Here is a 19,572-nt window from a genome sequence, read left to right on the forward strand (position 1 = left end):
TAATTCTGCAAACATTTGCAAAACAAAGATTTTTTTCAAACCTTTGGGACTGCAAACTAAAAAAATAAAAATTACAGAACGATATGAGAAATTTTTTCGGAATCTTTTTACTTATGTTTATCTTTTGCAGCCAGTTATCTGCACAAAAACAATTAACCCTGGAGGATTTTTTTGTCGACGGGACTTTCCGTACCAAAGGAGTTTACGGATTACGTTCCATGAATGACGGCGAACATTATACAGTTTTAGAGAACAATGGCACACGTATAGTCAAATACAGCTATAAAACGGGTCTGCCTGTCGCTACTTTACTGGATTTGAAAACCCAGAAGGATTCTCCTGTCAGCCGGATCGACGATTATACCTTCAATGCAGATGAAAGCCGGATACTGATTTGTACCAATAAGAAACCGATTTACCGCCGTTCGTTCACTGCCGATTATTATCTTTTCGATTTCAAAAATAAAGAAATCAAACCTTTGTCGGAAGGTGGCAGCCAACGGTTGGCGACTTTTTCTCCCACCGGTTTGCAAGTTGCTTTCGTGAGAGATAACAACCTGTTTATCCATGATATCCGTTTCGGTTCAGAACGTCAGATCACCAGAGACGGACAATACAATCACATCATCAACGGCGCACCGGACTGGGTTTACGAAGAGGAATTCGCATTCAACCGCGCTTTTGAATGGGCTCCCGACGGATCGGCCATCGCTTACATCAAATTCGACGAATCGGATGTACGCGAATTTCAAATGAATATGTTCGAAGGACAAAGTCCTGCTTTAAAACAAAACGAACTGTATCCCTCGAATTATGTTTACAAATATCCGAAAGCCGGAGAGAAAAATTCCAAAGTATCCGTTTATGTTTACGATGTTTCGGACCGGACAACGACCAAGATGGACACAGGAGAAGAAGACGACATCTATCTTCCGCGGATACGCTGGACCCAGGACCCTAAAAAACTGGCTATCATTCGCCTGAACCGTCACCAGAATAAAATGGAAGTCCTCTTAGCCAATGCCAAAGTCGGAACGATTGTTCCTCTTTACCGGGAAGAAAACAAATATTATATCGACGAAAGCAATCTGGACAATCTGGTCTTTCTGGATAACGGTACACAGTTTGTCATTACAAGCGAGAAAAGCGGCTATATGCACCTTTATCTTTACGATCTCAACGGACGGGAAAGACAAGCGATTACCAAAGGAAATTTCGATATCATCGATTTCTACGGTTATGATCCTGTTCGCAAACTCTTCTACTATTCTTCCTACGAAGAATCTCCACTTGAAAAATACATTTATAGCATTAACGAAAAGGGATTAAAAAAGAAACTGACCCCGGTAAAAGGCTGGAATGAAGCTAGTTTCAGTAAGAACTTCAATTATTATATCAACGTTGTTTCGAATACGGATACTCCTCCGGTCACCGCTCTTTATAATGCTAAAGGCAAACAGGTCAGAGTGCTTGAAGATAATAAAGCGGTGAAAGAGGCGGTGAAAGCATATAATCTGGCAAAACCTGAATTCATTCAAATTCCGGCAGCAGACGGTAAAACGATGCTCAATGCGTGGATCATGAAACCGGTAAATCAGGAAGCCGGCAAAAAATATCCGCTGCTGATCACCCAATACAGCGGGCCTAATTCACAACAAGTAAAAAACAACTGGAATCTGAGTTGGTTGAATTATCTGGCCCAGGAGGGGTATATCGTTGCCTGTATCGACCCGCGTGGTACGGCAGCTCGTGGAGAAGAGTTCCGGAAATGTACGTACATGCAACTCGGTAAACTGGAAAGCGACGATATGATCGCAGCTGCCAAATGGCTGGCCACACAACCTGATGTAGACGTTAAAAATATCGGTATTTGGGGATGGAGTTACGGAGGGTTTATGTCTTCGCTCTGTATCATGAAAGGAAATGACATTTTCACGACAGCGATTGCAGTAGCTCCTGTCACTCATTACAAATATTACGATTCGATCTATACCGAACGCTATATGCGTACACCGGCAGAAAACGAACGGGGTTATGAAGATAATGCCCCCTTGAACTGGGCCGATAAATTAAAAGGCAACCTGTTGATTTGTCATGGTACTGCCGATGATAACGTACACGTACAGAATACCTATGAACTGGCCGAACGCCTGGTACAAGCCAACAAACAGTTCGACATGGCCATTTACACCAACCGCAACCACAGTATCTTCGGAGGCAATACAACCTTACAGTTGTACAATCGGTTTGTGAAATATTTGAATGAACACATGAAAAGATAAGCGCCGATCAGGCGAAACCGCTAATCAATAAAGAAAAAATCAACCTAAAAATTTAAATATGAACTCAATCAAAGACTTAAAACCGACTGCTATCTGGCAGAATTTTTACAAATTGACTCAAGTCCCCCGTCCTTCCAACCACGAAGAACAAGCCCGTAAATTTATGCTCGAATGGGCAAAAGAGAACAATATCGAGGCAGAGATAGACGAGGTGGGGAATATTATTATGAGAAAACCGGCCACTCCGGGTATGGAAAACCGCAAGGGAGTGATTCTTCAGGGCCATCTGGATATGGTACCTCAAAAAAATGAAGATACGGACCATGATTTCGAAAAAGATCCGATCCAAGCTTATGTCGACGGAGAATGGGTACGGGCAAAAGGCACCACTCTGGGGGCTGACAACGGCATGGGAGTTGCTGCCGGCATGGCTATGCTTACGGCGACCGACATTCCTCACGGTCCACTGGAAGTGCTGATCACAGCTACCGAAGAAACCGGTATGGACGGTGCTAACGGTTTAAAACCGGGAGTATTAAAAGGCGACATCTTGTTAAATCTCGACTCAGAAACGGAAGGAGAACTTTATGTAGGTTGTGCCGGTGGTCTTGATTCTACGATCGAATTTAACTACAAGGAAGAAGCTGTACCAGCACAAGTCAAAGCTTTCCGTTTGGGGATCAAAGGTTTGAAAGGAGGCCATTCCGGGATGGACATCAACCTGGGAAGAGGTAACTCGAATAAATTGTTATTCCGTTTTTTGAAAACTTATGCAGCAGAATTAGGTATTCGCATAGCTTCTGTCAGCGGAGGTACACTTCGGAATGCTATTCCGCGTGAATCTTTTGCCCTCGTCGTCATTCCGGCTGCCAACGAAACAAAATTACAGGCAGCTATTAAAGAAGCTGAAGGAATTTATAAAGCCGAATTAAGTGCTAAGGAGCCTACCCTGCAAGTAACCGCCGAAGCTTGTGAGCTACCGGCCTCCGTAATAGACGAATGTACCCAGTTCCGTCTGACCAATTCCATTCTGGCTTGCCCGAACGGAGCTGTCCGGATGATCGATTCGATGCCCGATACGGTAGAGACTTCAAATAACCTGGCCATTGTAAGATCAGAACAAGGAAAAATTATCATCAACACCTTGCTTCGTTCTTCGGTAGAAACAGCCAAAGAAGCCTTGGCACAAACCATTCAGGCGGTATTCGAATTAGCCAAAGCAGATAAAATCATGTTCGACGGCGATTATCCAGGCTGGAAACCCAATCCGGATTCTGCTATTTTAAAAGAAATGCAGGAGATTTATGAACAATTATACGGTAAGAAACCTGCTGTTATGGCTGTTCATGCCGGACTCGAATGTGGTATTCTGGGTTCTAAATATACCCATTGGGATATGATCTCTTTCGGTCCGACCATTTGCTCTCCTCACTCTCCGGACGAACGGGTAAACATCGCCTCGGTCGGAAAATTCTGGGAATACCTCAAAGCTACTTTGAAAAACATTCCTGCTAAATAAAAAAAGAGTCCTCCGGGACTCTTTTTTTATGTGTCCCCCCTGCAGGCGCTTTTTTACGCCCGCATAAGTTACCGACTTTATAAACTTATGAACTTTATAAACCGATTTAATTCCAGGTTTCCACCAGACTCCTCCGACAGGATTTCTTCAAATAAAGTTTTTCATTTTTAACAATTTACGTTTTATTCTCTTAGAATTATTAGCATTTTTCAACGTTGAATTCAAGATTTTTTTGTAACTTTGTGAGCAAATTGCAACTATTAAATATAATGCTCTTAAAGAAATTGACTTTACCGGAACTCCTTTCTAACAGCTGTTCCAAATTCAAGAACAATTTATCTTTGAACTTTGTTCAAAGTGGCAAACGAACTTACCAGGACTTCTATAACGAAGTAACTTCGATAGCTAATTATCTTCTTTCATCCGGCATCCAAAAAGGTGATAAAATAGCAATTTTAAGTGCTAACATGCCGAATTGGGGTATTACTCAATTTGCTATTGCCCGGATCGGCGCTATTGCAGTACCGGTTCTTCCGGGTTTCAGCAGTATAGAAATACAAAATATTTTAGAACATTCGGAATCTAAAATCATCTTTGTATCTAAATTGCTTTATAAATTAGTCGCCGATATAAAGACGAGTTATCTGGAACAAAAGATTCTGATGAATACTTTCGCCCGGATTCCGGAAGACTATCCGGTAGAAGCGATCGACAAACTGGAGAACAATATCGGTCTGGATAACCTGACTCCCCTTCCTGTAATACAAGTAGAAGAAGAAGATACGGCTTCGATCATCTATACGTCAGGAACTACAGGTTTTTCCAAAGGGGTGGAATTAACTCACCGTAATCTGGTCTGGAATGCGCGGCAATGTGCTACGATCCAACCTGTAAGTATCCAAGACCGTTTTCTCAGCATTTTACCTTTGGCCCATACCTACGAAAATACCCTGGGCCTGTTACTACCGGTGATGTTCGGAGCTCAGATTTATTATCTGGACCGTGTACCGACACCTAAATTATTGGTACCTGCCATGCAGAAGATACGGCCTACGGTTATGTTATCCGTACCTTTGATCATCGAAAAAATATATAAAACCCAGGTATTGCCTAAATTTACTTCGTCTGCCTTGATGAAGACCTTATACAATTTCGGGCCTACCCGGAAATTATTCAATCGGCTGGCCGGAAAAAAACTGATGCAGACTTTCGGGGGAAAAATCGTTTTCTTCGGTATCGGTGGTTCGAAAATAGATCCTGTAGTAGAACGTTTTCTCAGAGAGGCTAAATTCCCTTATGCCATCGGTTATGGTTTGACAGAGACTTCTCCGATGTCCGCAGGTTCTGCTCCCCGGGGAACCTTCTTACAGGGCGTAGGTCCTGCCATGGAAGGGGTGCAAATCAAAATCAACGAACCGGATAAGACCGGCCAGGGAGAGATCTGGATCAAAGGTCCCCATGTTATGAAAGGCTATTATAAAAAACCGGAATTAACTCAGGAAGTATTCAGCGAAGACGGCTGGTTTAAGACCGGAGATTTGGGTTCTTTCGACCGCAAAGGGCGGCTTTCGATCCGCGGACGAATCAAAACCATGATATTAGGTTCTTCCGGTGAAAACATCTATCCCGAAGAAATCGAATCGATCATCAATAATTTCCGTTTTGTCAATGAATCGCTGGTTGTAGAATCCAAAGGGAAATTAGTGGCTATGGTACATTTCAATATGGAAGAACTGGAAAAACAAGTCCAAAAAATAAAAAGCCAGGCCGGAAATTACAAAACCGCTATCAATGACTATATAGAAGAGCAGAAAAAAGAATTATTCGAATATGTAAATTCAAGGGTAAACAATTTTTCCAAGCTTCAATTAGTGCTGGTACAGCATGAACCCTTTGAAAAAACACCGACACATAAGATTAAACGTTTCCTCTACAATAACATCAATATCAAGTAAGGGTTTACGGTTAAAACAGTAATAACGGTGACAGCAGTTAAAACGGTTTAAGACTGTATTGTCACCGTTTCCTTTTGATTAATTTTGGGGGATTATTATTCATTCGGCTAAATACAAACTTAACCTAAAAAACGATCTATGAATCTTACATTCAAACTGGCATTAGTTTTTTTTCTATTGCTTACCTTATCTTGTAAAGAGCAACATTTATTCTCGGATCAATCGGAATTGGCAACAGTGACCCGTGATTTCGAAGACAAACAAAAAGCCCTCCCCCACGGAGACCTGTTCCGGATATTTACGACCTCATTGACTACCGAAGAACGTGAAGCCCTGATGTTTCTCTATGCCTACATGCCCATCGGAGATATCACCGACTATAGCGGGGATTATTATCTGATGAACGTCAGATATGCATTGAAAACCAGACAGGAAATGCCTTGGGGTTGCCGGATTCCTGAACGGGAATTCCGCCACTTTGTTTTACCGGTGCGGGTCAATAACGAAAACCTGGACGAATCGCGGAAAGTATTTTACGAGGAATTGAAAGAGCGGGTAAAAAATCTTTCACTTTACGATGCGATACTCGAAGTCAACCACTGGTGTCACGAGAAAGTGATCTATACTCCTTCTGATTCCCGCACCAGTTCGCCCTTAGCATCGGTTAAAACCGCTTATGGACGTTGTGGTGAAGAATCGACCTTTCTGGTTGCCGCTCTCCGTTCTGTAGGAATCCCGGCACGTCAGGTTTATACTCCCCGCTGGGCGCATACCGACGATAACCATGCCTGGGTAGAAGCCTGGGTAGACGGGCAATGGCATTTTCTGGGAGCTTGCGAACCGGAACCGGTATTGGATTTAGGCTGGTTCAATGCACCGGCGAGCCGGGGGATGCTGATGCACACCAAAGTATTCGGTCGCTACAACGGCCCGGAAGAAGTCATGAGCCGAACCTCCGGTTATACCGAAATCAATGTTATCGGCAATTATGCCCCGACGACACAGGCAACAGTTACCGTCACAACGCCGGACAACCAACCGGTAAAAAATGCACAAGTCGATTTTAAACTATATAATTACGCAGAGTTTTACACCGTAGCATCTAAAACGACAAATGACCAAGGCAAAGCCTCTTTATCAGCCGGAAAAGGAGATATGCTGGTCTGGGCCACCGACGGCGAACGATTCGGATACGGCAAACTCTCTTTTGCAAAAGATGCTGCAATCACCATCATCCTGGATAAACAAGCCGGGGAAGTAAGTACCCTACCACTCGACATCGTACCTCCGGCCGAGCATGCCAACCCGGTTACCGTTACCCCGGAACAACGGGCAGAGAACACCCGCCGGATGGCAATGGAAGATTCGATCCGCAATGCCTATACAGCCACTTTTATAAATGCCGGACAAGCTGACGACATCGCCGGTGAATTAGGTTTACCTTCAGCCCCTTTGACGAAACTTCTTATTGCCAGCCGGGGTAACCACGACCAGATACTCGGTTTCCTGCGCCATACACCGAAAGCTCAGCGAGTTCAGGCGTTGCAATTATTGCAAGTGATTTCTGACAAAGACCTGCGTGATACTCCCGAAGCTGTACTCAAAGACCACCTGCAACACACGCCGGTATCTGAAAATCCCTTATTCGACGCGTATATCCTGAATCCACGAATAGCCAATGAAATGCTTACTGCTTATAAAGACTTTTTTCAAAAAGCGATATCTCCCGGGTTAGCCGAAAAAATCAAGGAGAACCCCTCCTTCTGGACCCAATGGTGTATTAAAAATATTTCAATCCAGGACGAACTGAATCCGCAGCATATTCCGATGATGCCTCAAGGAGTCTGGAATTCCCGGATTGCCGACCAACATTCCAGAGCTATTTTTTATGTGGCGGTTTTGAGGAGTCTGGGTATAGCCTCACGTATCGACGAAGTAACCGGTAAAACCCAATATGCAGGAACCGACGGTAAATGGCAGGACGTCGATTTCACTGCCACAACCGAAGCAAATATTCCACAAGGGAAATTGGTTGCCACTTACAAGCCTGTAAAAGCACTCACCAATCCCTTATATTATTCTCATTTCACCCTTTCGAAATATCATAACGGAACATTTCAACTATTGACTTTTCCCGAAGACAACAGTAGTAATTGGGAGAACCTCTTAAAGCACTCGATGTCCCTGGACACCGGATACTATATGCTGGTTACCGGTACCCGATTAGCCAGCGGCGGTGTACTGAGTAATACGACATTTTTCAATATCGAAGAAGGAAAAACGACCACAACCGAACTCATCATGCGGGAAAATCCGGATGAAGTGAAAGTGATCGGCAATTTGAATTCGGAAGCTTTCTTCCTTCCGGCAAATAGCTCTGCCCCTCAGAGTATCCTGCAAACCACCGGACGCGGATATTTCATTATCGGTATACTAGGGGCCGGTCAGGAACCGACGAACCACGCCTTACGGGATATAGCGGTTTTAAAACAGGATTTCGAGACATGGGGACGAGGCATGGTATTGCTTTTCCCGGATGAAAAACAGTTAAAAAGTTTTCATCCCACAGAATTCCCGAATCTCCCAAGTACTATTACTTTAGGAGTGGACCAAAATCAGACGATACAAAAAATGATTCAGGAAAATATGAAACTATCGCATGACAATCTGCCGATTTTCGTCATCGCCGATACGTTCAACCGGATCGTTTTTATCTCCCAAGGCTATACAATCGGATTAGGAGAACAATTGATGAAAACGATACATAAATTATAGTTAAAACACAGGTTTATATTTTTCTTTCTATTCGATTCCGGGTTTTATACCGTCAGACCGGTTCGCCTGGAACGATCCGGTAAGGCCTTCCTTCACTGACCGGCGGAACTCCTCGCAAACTCGTCAGACACCATCGGTCGGACATTCGGAAAACCTAACCGGATCCTCGTTCCTGCTCCAATGGTCTTCCGGCATAAAACCCTTCATTTAACGGCAGAGCAAACCGGCAAAGAAAGGAGAAGGAAAAGATTAGCTTTCCATGCAGTGATAACGGGAGTCGGAGGTGTTCGTGTTCGGGGACCATTGGAGCTCTGGCGAGTGTCGTCTTGCTTTTTCTGACCGACCGGTGGTGTCTGACGGAAACGTAACGTAAAGTTTTTTGCGAAGTGAGGAGTTCCGCCGGTCAGTGAAAGAAAAAGCCAGATGACCGACAGAAGCGACCGGGTCTCCGAACACGAACACCGCAGACGAATAAGTAACAGAACAAACCTACATTATCTCAGGCCTTCAAGTCGTCAGTACTCCAGCCTCCGGATCACCTCCTCCACCTTTTCGCGACTACTTACCTCACGTCCGTACTCATCCACTTGCACCGTACCTCCCATTGAAACAGCCGGATTGCGATAAACCATATCGCTCCCTAGGCGGATACGGGCAGAAAGATGGAATTCGAAGGCACCGGTGCTTTCGGCAATCTTCCGCACATTAGCCGCATTGACCCCACACCCGGGCATAATAATTACGTTCCGGGCCCGGGCCACCAATTCTTTCAGTAAAGGCAGGCCGGTTTCAGCAGAATTACTCTGTCCGGAAGTCAGAATTCGTGCACACCCGAGCTTTTCGATCGTCTGCAAAGCCTGAAAAGGATCACGGCACATATCGAAAGCCCGGTGAAAAGTCACCGACATTTCTCCGCAAGCAGCCATTAATTTTCTCATAACGCCTTCGTCCACTTCTCCTTCACGGGTCAAACAACCGAAAACGACTCCATCGACACCCAGTTTTCGTGCCATTTCTATATCCCTGTACATCACTTCAAGTTCATCCTCCCGGTATAGGAAATCGCCCCCTCGTGGACGCACGATCACATGCATCCCTGCAGGCATCAACTCTCTTACTAAACAAATCTCACCATACGAAGGAGTCGTTCCTCCCTCCGGCATTCCGGCACAAAGCTCTATCCGATCCGCCCCACCTGCAAGAGCAGCCCTCACACTCTCCACAGAATTAGTACAAACCTCTATTTTAAAATCCTGACGTCGCATACAACTATCTGTCTATTATTTTATGGTCAATTCGATCACGTAATCCAGCTCGGCAGGCACTTCAGCCAACTCCAAAACTACCCCATTCTTATCTTGTGAAAACTTCACCGGTTTCCGGTCTTTAAATACGACAGCACTTTTCACTTTCCCCGTCGTCAAAGGCAAAAACAATCCTTTATCAGGCAAATTCAGAATATGTACATACAGCTTATCTCCTTTGCGGGTCGTTACCCCCCAATCTCTGGGACTGATATCTCCCCCCCGTGTTCCATAAATCGTCTCTCCATATTGCTTCGTCCACTCTCCGATTGCTTTCAGTCTTTCGAGTGCAGCAGCAGGCAATTCCCCGTTAGGCTGCGGTCCGATATTCATCAGGAGATTTGCATTTCTACCGGCAGCTTTCACCAGATAATGGATCAAGGTTTTCACCGATTTATAATTCTGGTCTACAATTTTATACCCCCACATGCCATTCATCGTCTCGCAAGTCTCTAACGGCAAACGGCTGATGTCCTGTCCGGACAATCCGGCATTATTCTCTCCGGGCAAATCCCGTTCAAAAATCTGAATATCTTCACCGGCAAAAGGTACCTGGTGATGGTTATTACCGATCAGACAAGCCGGTTGTAACCGATGGATCATGGCATATTGCTCAGGCAACTGCCAATCGAATCCGGGATCCTGATCATGGTCCCACCAACCGTCGAACCATATGGCACCGATCGGTCCGTAATTGGTCAGTAACTCAGTAATCTGATCGTTCATAAACTGATAATACGTTTTCCATTCTCCATGGGTCGTACGTCCCGTACCACGTCCGGTCCGCCCCAACGGATAATAATCGTCCCGGTCCCAATCCAGATGAGAATAATAGAGATGTAATTTTATCCCTTGTTTATGACATTCTTCTGCCAATTCCTTCAAAACATCCCTGCCGAAAGGCGTCGCCTTGACGATGTTGTAATCCGTAAACCGGGAATCGAACATAGAAAACCCCTCATGATGCCGGGTAGTAAAACAAATATATTTCGCTCCGGCCGCTTTTATTGCAGCCACCCATTCAGCCGCATCGAAACGGGAAGGATAAAAAGCAGAAGCCAACTTGCGGTATTCCATGTGGTCCAGGTTCTGGTTCGTCATCACCCATTCTCCCTGAGCCAACATACTATACAACCCCCAATGTAAAAAAATACCGAATTTACTATCCTGAAATTCTTTCCGGGCTTCCAGATTCTCAGGAGACGGTACATAAGCATCCTGAGCCTTTCCACCCAAACAGAGCAGAAGTAACCCTAATACAACAAATCTTTTTTTCATAATTATGGTTATTTATTTAATTCTAAAATCCAGCATCGTCTTTCCATCCAATGTCATTTGCACTTTATCGCCCGGTCTGAGTCCCCGGAAACGGAAGGGATGTCCGCAAAACAGATAATCACCGATTTTCAACGTATGAAACTCAGACGCAAAAGCAATCAATTTTTCAATGCCCACCGGTAAATGCTGTTTATTCCCGGAAGTAACGACTTCACCGTTCACCTTCATTTCATAGTTTGCCTCTCTGGTTTCCTCTATACCCATCAAAGCACTGATAGCACAAGAGCTGTCAAAAGAGGCTGCCATGATCCCGGGTAATTTTTTTGCAATCAGCTGTTCCTCCAGCGAATCGGCATAAAACCGGACTCCGACTCCGATCTCTTCAAAATAACGGCCGGCAAACCGTTCTCCCACACTTTTTCCCAACTTACAAATTCTGACAACCAACTGAGGCACACCGCTCACCTGTTGTGTATAATCCGGTATATAAAAATCCCCGTTATTCCTTAACAGCACATCATCCCCCACCGGTACGACAGCCACCTCTCCGGCGTCGTTATATTCTGCACACAGTATTTTCATACTTCAATCTTATAAATCAAACTACCGGCTTCCCGTTTAGGTACATGATGGACACCATCAGCATCCCTCCAATACCGATAATCCTCCCCTTTCATTTGTTCCAGCACCACCTTTTCTTTCGGTTTTCCCAAAGCAATCACGTAGTTGATTTTCAGCTCTTCGGGTAAGTGAAACAGACGACGTAAATCTTCATTCCGGAAAGCCTTGATTATACATCCTCCCCACCCCTTTTCTACCGCTCCCAATAAAATCGTCTGGGCCTGAATACCGTCATCACACAAACAATTTTCAACAATCCGGGTATCTAACAACTGGATCAGGTAAGCAGCCGGACGTTCTCCTTCTTCAGGTCCGTCCCAATCTTTCAGATATCCCGCCCAAGCCAGCTGTGGAAAAACCTCCGCACACTTTTCCTCCTCATGAACAATTACATATTTCAAGGCTTGTGCATTCCGGGCGGAAGCACACAAACAAGTCAAACCGACCAATTCTGTCAATTCTTCCTCTGAAATCCGTACCTCTTGCTCAAACCGCCGATAACTACGATTTCTCAATAATAAATCTTTCAACATATCTATTTACTTTCAGGTTTATCCTATTTTCGCTGTTTTAATCATTATAAATTGTAAATTTGCCGATACCAGTAGTCCCTACCGACTATTCAACAAAAATAACAACAAAATACAATAAGCCCAAATAACCCTTTAACTTTTAATTCGATATATGGCTTCTTTTCTTCAGTTACTGGCAAAGGATATTATCCGGAAATACGGTACGGATTTCGCCGATCTGACTATTATTTTTCCTAATAAAAGAGCCGGTCTCTTTTTGGCCGAAGAACTCTCCCGCCAAATCGACCGTCCGGTGTGGATGCCGGAGATCCTGACCTTGACAGAATACATCGAAAAGCATTCGGGACTGAAAAAAGCCGAAACACTTTCTTTAATTATCAAACTCTACAAATCTTATACGGCCGTATCGGGCTCTTCCGAGAAATTCGAAGATTTCTATTTTTGGGGAAATATGCTACTGGCTGATTTCGACGATATCGACAAATACCTGGTAGATGCCAAAGATCTTTTTTCTAATCTGATAGCACTCAAAAAATTGGATTTGAACTTTCCGTATCTGACCGAAGAACAAATCAAGGCCATACACCGATTCTGGAAGAGCTTCAATCCGGAAAAATTCAGCCGGGAACAACAAGAATTCCTAAAAGTGTGGGATAAATTATATGCCACCTATACTCATTTCAAAACTCACCTGGCTGAAACCGGAATCTGCTATGAAGGAATGAACGAACGGTATTTTTGCGAACATATAGAAACCTATGCCCATCCTGAACATATATTAATCGCGGGTTTCAACGCTTTGAACTTATGTGAAAAAAAGATCTTTTCGTTTTGGCAAGATTCGGGAATAGCCCGTTTCTACTGGGATTACGATATTTATTATACCGCTGATGAACATCAGGAAGCAGGCCATTATATCCGGGAGAATCTAAAGCTGTTTCCGAACGAATTGGATATCGAACATTTCAATAACTTCAGATACAACGGCAAAACCATCGAATACCTGGCTGTCCCCTCGACGATCGGTCAGGCCAAGCTTCTTCCTGCCTTGACCGAAAGTCTCCGGGAAGAGAATCCGCGACAGACAGCCATCGTGTTATGTGAAGAACAGATGCTGATTCCCGTGATGCATTCGATTCCGGAGTATTTCTCAAAAATCAATGTTACGATGGGCTATCCGGCACGCAACACTTCGGTGGCGGCCCTCATTTCTATGTTATGCGATTTAAAAAATTATGCCAGGCAGGAAGGAGACACCACCTACTACTATTACAAACCGGTCATCGCTCTGCTGAATCACAAATTAATCAAAGACCTATGTCCTGAAGAGATTCACCAGATCACCAACTATATCAATCAAAAGAACATCGTCTATGTTATAGAAAAAAGTTTACACTTTCATGAGCTCACCCGGGCTATTTTTTCCTCCGACCAGCACGAAAAGATACCTGTATATCTGCTGAAAATCCTGAATTTGCTGACCCGGTCGGTATTGAAAGAAGAAGCCGATCCTATCGAAAAAGAATTTGTCTTCACGGTATATACCCAAATCCAAAACCTGCAAAATACATTCGAAGAAGAGGGCATCGAGCCGGAGAACAAACTTTATATGCAAATCATCAATAAAGTGATCGGTAATCTCAGTATTCCTTTTTCGGGAGAACCTCTGGAAGGCTTACAACTGATGGGATTAATGGAAACCCGTATGCTGGATTTCAATCATCTGATCATCCTTTCGGCCAACGAAGGTATTTTACCCAAGACCACACTTCCCGCTTCGTTTATTCCTTATAACCTCCGATTCGGTTTCCGTTTGCCCACCCCCGAACACCAGGACGCTGTTTTCGCCTATTACTTTTACCGGCTTTTACAACGTTCCAGAGACATTCATATTTTATATACTTCAGGCGTAAAAGGGATGAACGGAGGGGAAATGAGTCGTTTTCTCTATCAAATCAAATATGAATCGGGACTTACCGTAGCGGAAAGGAATTTCCAAAACCCGATTTCTACCCAAAATCCCAAAGAAATCAGAATCGGTAAAATCCCGCCGATACTCCATATTCTGGAGCGGTATACCCGATCGGAGGATCAGACGATCTCTCCTTCGGCCCTAAACACTTATATGGAATGTTCCCTGAAATTTTATTTCAAATACATAGCACAAATAAAAGAGAAAGAAGAACTGGCCGAAGAACTGGACCACCGTCTTTTGGGAAATATCTTTCACGAATGCTCCGAATCACTGTATGCCACGATACCTGGAGGCGAAATCACGAAAGCGGCCATCGATACCATTCTGGCTAACGGATCTCTGATCGAAGAACACATCCGCCGTTCTTATCTAAAAGTATACGACCCGAAAATTTCCAGACTGATCGATAGCGGCAGCAACGAACTGATCCTGGGAGTAATCAAAAAATACCTCCGGGAGATGTTTTCTTACGATAAAAAGATATGTCCTTTCCGGTTGCTGGCTATGGAGAACCGTTTTCACGTGCCTGTAAAAATCGGTATCGAAGGCCAGGAAAAGACAGTTTTCGTCGGAGGTTTCATCGATCGCATAGACCGTACCGATCAAGGCATCCGGGTAATAGACTACAAAACAGGAGCCGATACGACGGCTTTCAAAACTATCGCTTCGGTTTTCGATCCGGCAAATCCTACCCGGAATAAAGCAGCTTTTCAGACCATGGTGTATTGCCTGATGTACGATCATGTTCATCCCAGCGAACAGCCTCTGATCCCTGGAATTTACAGTACCAAACTGTTATTCGGGAAAGATTATGATTTCCGGTTAAAATGTGATAAAGAGCTGATACAAAATTTCCGGTATTATCAGCAGGAATTTTCGGATCATCTCCGGCAGTTACTGGAAGAATTATTCTCCCCGGAACATCCTTTTTGCCAAACCGATAACGAAAAGAAATGCCGGACTTGCAGTTATGCCGGAATATGCCGCAGATAAAAACGAGAAAGGCCACCGTTTAGCAGTGGTCTTTCATTTCGTAATTCATTGTTTCAGCTCATTTTAGCGTCTTTTGTATCAATACTCGTCCTCGTTGAAGAAGAAATCATCTTTACTGGGATAGTCAGGCCAAATGTCTTCAATACTTTCGAAAATTTCTTCATCATCCTCTATATCCTGAAGATTTTCGATAACTTCCATAGGCGCTCCCGAACGAATTGCGTAATCGATTAATTCATCTTTAGATGCAGGCCATGGTGCATCTTCCAATTTTGAAGCAAGTTCCAGTGTCCAATACATAGCTATATAGTTTTTTTAGCGTTCCCATAAAATTTTCGCAAAAGTAAGTTTTTTTTGGTAATATACAAGTATAAAACAACTAAATTAATAGTAGCCCCCAATTTTAGATTTGCGATTTCCACATCTAATCTCCCCTGCTTCTCCTGACAGAGCCGGTTAGCGGGTGATTTATAATCTAGTTTTACAACGATAGAAGGGTTTATAAAGTTACATTTTCAAGGGTTCGATATGGATAGTCGCATCGATCTTCAATTCTGTTTTTATCTGCATTTCGATAAGGGTAGCTTTTCTATGAGCTTCCTCCACGGTCTCTTCCCCGGGCACTTTGATATGAAAAGTGAATTCGATATGGTCCCCATAATGATGAATGTGGTAATGATGCGGATAAGCCACATTTCCCATTTCAGCTTTCACGATCTGTTCTACTTTCCCGATCACTTCTTCCGAAGGCTCTTCTCCTAAAATTTTATTTACTGCTTCGCGAATAATCCCATAGGCGGCATAGAATAACATGAAAGATATCAACATACCCAATACACTGTCGATCCACCAGAAATAGGGGCTGAGAAAAAGTCCGGCCAAAACCATCAGTGACGATAAAGCATCGCTCCGGTGATGCCATCCGTCCGCTTTTACAGCAGCGTTACCGGTTTTACGGGCGATATAAAAAGCATAGCGGGCCAATCCTTCTTTTAAGACAATCGAAGCAACCGTAGCCAGATAAGCCAACCAGCCGAAATCAGCCGCCTCATGTCCCCTCAATTTTGCGATAGCGTCTTTCATAAACTCTACTCCGACCAAAGCCAACAAAATAGCGATAATCAATGCAGAGATTTGTTCCCAGCGGCCGTGTCCGAACGGATGCTCCTTATCCGGTTTCTTCGAGGATAATTTAATTCCAAGAATTACGACCAAAGAAGTCAGGGAATCCGAAAGGGTATGCCAGGCATCGGCAATCAAAGCAAGCGAGGCCGACGCAATACCGGCATAATATTTTAAAACAAACAAGAGTAGATTCAGGATAACGGAAACGAGTCCTTCCCGATACCCCAATTTTGAATGCTGATCCATATGATTCTATTATTCGTCGGAAAAATGTTGAAGCACCCTTCTGTAAGTGTTGAATATCTTTGCTTTCGAAACAAACCCGATATATCTTCCTTCCTCGATCACAGGTAAATTCCAGGCTCCTGTATCTTCAAATTTTTTCATAACCAGGTCCATCGAATCCGTCACATCGACAATCGTAGGTGGAGTTGTCATAAAGTCGCGGACAAAGGTGACATTGTACAAATCCTGATTGAACATGATCTTACGGATATCGTCCAGCAATACAATCCCCAGCAATGCTTCGTTTTCATCGATCACCGGGAAAATATTTCTACTGGAACGGGAAACTTTTTTCACCAGATCCCCCAAAGTAGCCTCTATGGATATCGTCTGTAAGTCGGTCTCGATGACTTTATTCAGCTTCATCAAAGTCAGCACGGCTTTATCTTTATTATGGGTAATCAGATCTCCTTTCATAGCCAGCCGACGTGCATAAATAGAGTAAGGCTCCATTCCCCGCCCCGTTAAATGGGCTGTCACCGAGGTTATCATCAAGGGCACCAGCAAACTATAGCCACTGGTAATCTCAGCGATCAGGAACATAGCTGTCAACGGAGAATTCATGACACCCGACATCACCCCGGCCATACCTGCCAATACAAAATAACTGACAGGAACCGTGATCACTCCGGTCATATTGATCAGGTAAGCAATCAGGAATCCGGTAACTCCCCCAGTGAACAAACTGGGAGCGAAAACACCTCCAACCCCCCCACTACCGTTGGTGAAAGCTGTAGCTACTACCTTGATAAATACCAAACCGATCACATACAAAACAACGACGAATGCATAGTTCCGGAAATCGAAAAAATAGGTATTGTTCAACAGTGCATCTGCATTATCGGTCAGCAAAGCTTCCAAAGAAGAGTATCCTTCACCGTAGAGAGGCGGAAAAATATAAATCAGCAAGCCCAATAATGCTCCTCCTACCAAAATTCTTTTGAATTGGTTCTTTATCCCGGTAATAAATTTCTCGATTCGGATATTCGTCCGGATAAAATATACAGAAACCAATCCACACAATATCCCCAGAATAATATAATACGGCACATTAGCCAAGGCAAAATGTTCGTGTACGGCGAATTCGAGGACCACCCCTTCGCCCATCAGAAAATATACAATAACGTAAGATGAAATGGCAGCAATCATCAAAGGCACCAAGGAAGCCATCGTCAGATCCAGCATCAGTACCTCCAGGGTAAATACGATACCGGCAATCGGAGCTTTGAAAATTCCGGCGATAGCCCCGGCTGCCCCACACCCGATCATCAAGGTCATCACCTTGTAGTTCATGTGGAAAAAACGGGCCATATTCGAACCGATGGAAGCACCGGTCAGTACAATCGTCGCTTCCGTTCCCACCGATCCTCCAAAGCCAATCGTAATCGTACTGGCAATCATGGAGGAGTAGTTATTATGAGGTTTGATCATACTATTACGCCGGGAAATCGCATATAATACCTTTGTCACCCCATGACTGATATCTTCCCTCACAAAATAACGAACAAACAGGGAGGTCAACCAAATCCCTATAAAAGGAAGAATAAAAAACAACAAACTTCCGCTATCTATCTGCAAACGTTCGGTCAGAAACTGGTGGGTATAATGGACGGAATTTTTCAGGAATACCCCGGCCAGTCCGGTGATAATACCAACCAGAAGACTCAGGATGACGATAAAATTCCTTTCTTTGATATGGCGTACCCGCCAACTCAAAAAACTCACATACCAGTTATTCCACCACGACATAATTCAAGTACTAATACTAATGCAGATAGCCTGTATCAGCGATTATTTTTTCCGAATACTTTTCAAGGATCCGAACTGCGGATAAAATTCCAGCATCAACCCTTCGCTACTAATCACATCCACAGGAAATTTCTTAATTTCTCCCAATTGAGGAACAATAGCAGGATAACTCATTATTTCTTCTTTCCCTTTCAGTAACTTCAACGTAGCTGTAGCAGGTACCCTATAATAAACAGCAGCCGCTTCACCTCCTCCACTCACCGGTGACGAAGCCGGAACCACAGCCTCTTCAATCTTCAGAAAATAAGCCTGAGCGGCAACATTTTTCGTATCTGTCACTCCGTTTTGTTCAGAAAACCGGAAAGCGACAACCGGTTCGTTAGCCTTTTCCGGAATACACTGGAATACCCGTTTTACCTTTACAGTTTCTCTTTTACCTAAGAAAAGACTCAGGTAGTTTTTTTCCATCCGATCGAATTCTTTCAATATGATCTCTAAAGATTTTCCATCAGGAACATTATTTTCGGCTCCCAATAATTTTACTCTTTCCGAGCGAATCCGGAAAATCTCACTTACTGCTTCTTTTACATTGTCAGCATCGGTCTTAACAGCATAATGTACGATCGGATCCCAAATTCTCTTCATCTCACCGTCCACCTCCTGATAAGTATAATTGGTATCCAACACTTCTTTCAGCTGATTATAAGTATTCAGTTTCATGATATCGATCCTCTCTTCGTCCCCCAAGGCCTCGGCGATATACTTCATCTCTTTTTTTTCATTGAAAACTTCCCCTTTACCGGCAGCGATACCTGCCAGAAAACCTTCAGCACTAAGGCTCAGTGTCACCGGCCAATAATCCCCGTTGGCAGAAACAGAATACACCGCCTTTTCATCCGGAATATACTGTGGAAGAACATTTATTTTTTTTATGGCCCATTTTTCGGAGACTTGTGTCGCTTCAGGACGGATTCCCAATTCTTTCTCGGCATAATTCTGATAGGGTCCGGGAACAAAACGTTCGCATTCCAAGATGACCTCTACTTCATAGGCTACTTTAGGTAAAGTATAATTTACGTTCACTAACGTAGTCAGTTCTTTCTTTTTTTGAGCTGCGGCAGCCAGACAAACCACCAACATTAACGATACAATAAAAACTCTTTTCATAGTAATTGTTA

13 protein-coding genes are annotated in these 19,572 nt (G+C 43.8%); 5 read left to right on the forward strand and 8 right to left on the reverse strand.

Annotation, left to right across the window (positions count from 1 at the left end; genetic code table 11):
* Positions 1-83: 83 nt before the first annotated feature.
* The 4 genes from WS34_RS07375 (at position 84) to WS34_RS07390 (ending at position 8,531) form a co-directional block, all read left to right on the forward strand.
* Entirely contained in the window at positions 84-2,282 is a 2,199-nt protein-coding gene (locus WS34_RS07375; RefSeq protein WP_046404028.1) for a S9 family peptidase, read from the forward strand.
* 58 nt (positions 2,283-2,340) lie between these two features.
* Positions 2,341-3,801, forward strand: a complete 1,461-nt coding sequence (locus tag WS34_RS07380; protein WP_013611282.1) for an aminoacyl-histidine dipeptidase — start codon at positions 2,341-2,343, stop codon at positions 3,799-3,801.
* 269 nt (positions 3,802-4,070) lie between these two features.
* Entirely contained in the window at positions 4,071-5,756 is a 1,686-nt protein-coding gene (locus WS34_RS07385; RefSeq protein ID WP_046404030.1) for an AMP-binding protein, read from the forward strand.
* 138 nt (positions 5,757-5,894) lie between these two features.
* Entirely contained in the window at positions 5,895-8,531 is a 2,637-nt protein-coding gene (locus WS34_RS07390) for a transglutaminase-like domain-containing protein (protein WP_046404032.1), read from the forward strand.
* 515 nt (positions 8,532-9,046) lie between these two features.
* Here the strand turns inward: WS34_RS07390 and WS34_RS07395 are convergent.
* Genes WS34_RS07395 through WS34_RS07410 form a run of 4 tightly spaced genes read right to left on the reverse strand, consistent with a single transcriptional unit; the run spans position 9,047 to position 12,267 of the window.
* Positions 9,047-9,796, reverse strand: coding sequence for a copper homeostasis protein CutC (locus WS34_RS07395; RefSeq protein ID WP_046404034.1), 750 nt, complete (start codon positions 9,794-9,796; stop codon positions 9,047-9,049).
* Positions 9,797-9,811: 15 nt separating this feature from the next.
* Positions 9,812-11,113: an alpha-L-fucosidase gene (locus tag WS34_RS07400; protein ID WP_013611287.1), complete on the reverse strand. Its 1,302-nt coding sequence runs from the start codon at positions 11,111-11,113 to the stop codon at positions 9,812-9,814.
* A 12-nt stretch (positions 11,114-11,125) separates the two neighbouring features.
* Complete coding sequence (locus WS34_RS07405) at positions 11,126-11,695, reverse strand: fumarylacetoacetate hydrolase family protein (protein ID WP_046404036.1); 570 nt, start codon at positions 11,693-11,695, stop codon at positions 11,126-11,128.
* Positions 11,692-12,267, reverse strand: a complete 576-nt coding sequence (locus WS34_RS07410) for a nitroreductase family protein (protein ID WP_022159606.1) — start codon at positions 12,265-12,267, stop codon at positions 11,692-11,694. The genes WS34_RS07405 and WS34_RS07410 overlap by 4 nt, the downstream gene beginning before the upstream one ends.
* A 151-nt stretch (positions 12,268-12,418) precedes the next feature.
* On the opposite strand from WS34_RS07410, the gene WS34_RS07415 reads away from it, so the two are divergent.
* The gene (locus tag WS34_RS07415; RefSeq protein WP_046404037.1) at positions 12,419-15,235 is read left to right on the forward strand and encodes a PD-(D/E)XK nuclease family protein; all 2,817 of its coding nucleotides are present in this window, start codon (positions 12,419-12,421) and stop codon (positions 15,233-15,235) included.
* A 78-nt stretch (positions 15,236-15,313) separates the two neighbouring features.
* Here WS34_RS07415 and WS34_RS07420 read toward each other — a convergent pair whose 3' ends face one another.
* The 4 genes from WS34_RS07420 to WS34_RS07435 all read right to left on the reverse strand — a co-directional run bounded on the left by WS34_RS07420 (position 15,314) and on the right by WS34_RS07435 (position 19,561).
* Positions 15,314-15,535 (reverse strand): DUF2795 domain-containing protein, encoded by a 222-nt coding sequence (locus WS34_RS07420; protein WP_009135471.1) that lies wholly within the window; start codon positions 15,533-15,535, stop codon positions 15,314-15,316.
* 207 nt (positions 15,536-15,742) lie between these two features.
* Complete coding sequence (locus WS34_RS07425) at positions 15,743-16,606, reverse strand: cation diffusion facilitator family transporter (RefSeq protein ID WP_046404041.1); 864 nt, start codon at positions 16,604-16,606, stop codon at positions 15,743-15,745.
* 9 nt (positions 16,607-16,615) lie between these two features.
* Entirely contained in the window at positions 16,616-18,394 is a 1,779-nt protein-coding gene (locus WS34_RS07430; RefSeq protein WP_013611301.1) for a chloride channel protein, read from the reverse strand.
* A 42-nt stretch (positions 18,395-18,436) separates the two neighbouring features.
* Positions 18,437-19,561, reverse strand: coding sequence for a DUF4831 family protein (locus WS34_RS07435; RefSeq protein WP_046404042.1), 1,125 nt, complete (start codon positions 19,559-19,561; stop codon positions 18,437-18,439).
* Between the last annotated feature and the right edge of the window lie 11 nt (positions 19,562-19,572).

It is taken from the genome of Odoribacter sp. N15.MGS-14 (genome assembly GCF_000980245.1).
Classification (GTDB): Bacteria; Bacteroidota; Bacteroidia; order Bacteroidales; family Marinifilaceae; genus Odoribacter; species Odoribacter splanchnicus.